Source organism: Streptomyces sp. NPDC101166 (assembly GCF_044768125.1).
Taxonomy (GTDB): domain Bacteria; phylum Actinomycetota; class Actinomycetes; order Streptomycetales; family Streptomycetaceae; genus Streptomyces.
Genome location: NZ_JBIWPF010000295.1, coordinates 1 through 1,100 on the forward strand (window position 1 = coordinate 1; position 1,100 = coordinate 1,100).

Annotated in this window: 2 protein-coding genes; one reads left to right on the forward strand and one right to left on the reverse strand. The window is 66.6% G+C overall.

The genetic code is table 11. The features are described 5' to 3' along the window. The coding region (locus ACIRS4_RS38545) for a hypothetical protein (protein ID WP_404204981.1) at positions 1 to 278 on the forward strand (278 nt) is incomplete at its 5' end. A 144-nt stretch (positions 279 to 422) separates the two neighbouring features. Here the strand turns inward: ACIRS4_RS38545 and ACIRS4_RS38550 are convergent. After that, positions 423 to 1,100, reverse strand: a 678-nt coding sequence (locus ACIRS4_RS38550) for an alpha/beta hydrolase domain-containing protein (protein ID WP_404204983.1), incomplete at its 5' end; no start/stop codon positions are given.

Here is a 1,100-nt window from a genome sequence, read left to right on the forward strand (position 1 = left end):
CGGCCATCTTCGATTGGGCCGGAATCCAGCAGTTCGCGGACGGTTTGGTTCAGATGATCGATGGCCGCATCGTCGCCACCGATGCGAATGGCACGGTCGTGGTGATGGTCGATGTCCTGGACAGTACCGAGTACGAGATCGCCATCGACCCGGCCTCGAGCGACGCGGCTGTCCTCGCTTCGGCTGTCGCGTGCTTCGCATCGCCCCCGGTCGCATCAGCGCCTGGTACTACGACTTCCCAATTCGTGCGGGGGCCTGGTGCTCCTGTCGACCAGTAGGAACCGTACTGGGTCCTGCGCGAACCATGCGAGGTCGGAGCAGCACCTCCAGCGTCGACCTGCGTGACCGACGCGAGCACCACTTCCGAATTCACCGACGCCATAAAGTTTCTCACGCGGTGACCACCAACTGATCGGTGGTGGCTACCGGGATGCGTCCTTGGTGCTCAAGGCGTGATTCGCGGCTGCCGTGGCGAGGATTTCCGGTACGTCCTCGGCCAGCAGGAAGCCTGCTGCGACCGTCTTGTCGGTTGCCGCTCGGAATGCGGGGAGGTAGTCGTCCGGAGGGGGCCCCGGGAGTGGTCGCGTGCAGCCGAACATGATCGCCGGGCCGCCGGCCTCCTGTCCGAGCCCGGACAGCACCGCCAATGGTACGTCCAGCCACGGCGTGCGGACGCCGCCCAGCGCGTTGCCATGGACGTCCAGCATCAGTTCCCCGGCGGATACCGTGAGCCGATCGGCCTGTGCCGGAGCGGGTCCGCCATCGGCCCATTGGGACAGCGCCGCGATGGCTCGCTGCACGACGTAGTGATGTTGTGGCCCGGAATTGATCGGCTCGGGGAATTCGACGCCCAGTGGATTGCGTCGCGGCGCCATCCGCTCGGCCAGTTCCTCTGCGGTCAGTGACCCCGAGTCGGTGAACGATGCGCCCACAGTGTAGGAGTCCGCGTGCGCGGCGCCGGCCAGTTCCCAGAGCCGGAACCGGTCGGAGTCGGGCTGGCGGGAGTCGATCGAGCGCATGAGACCGACCACCTCGAACTCGGTTTGGAGCACGAGCACCGGCGCGATCGAATCCGCACGCACCCGCGTACCGCCGTCCAG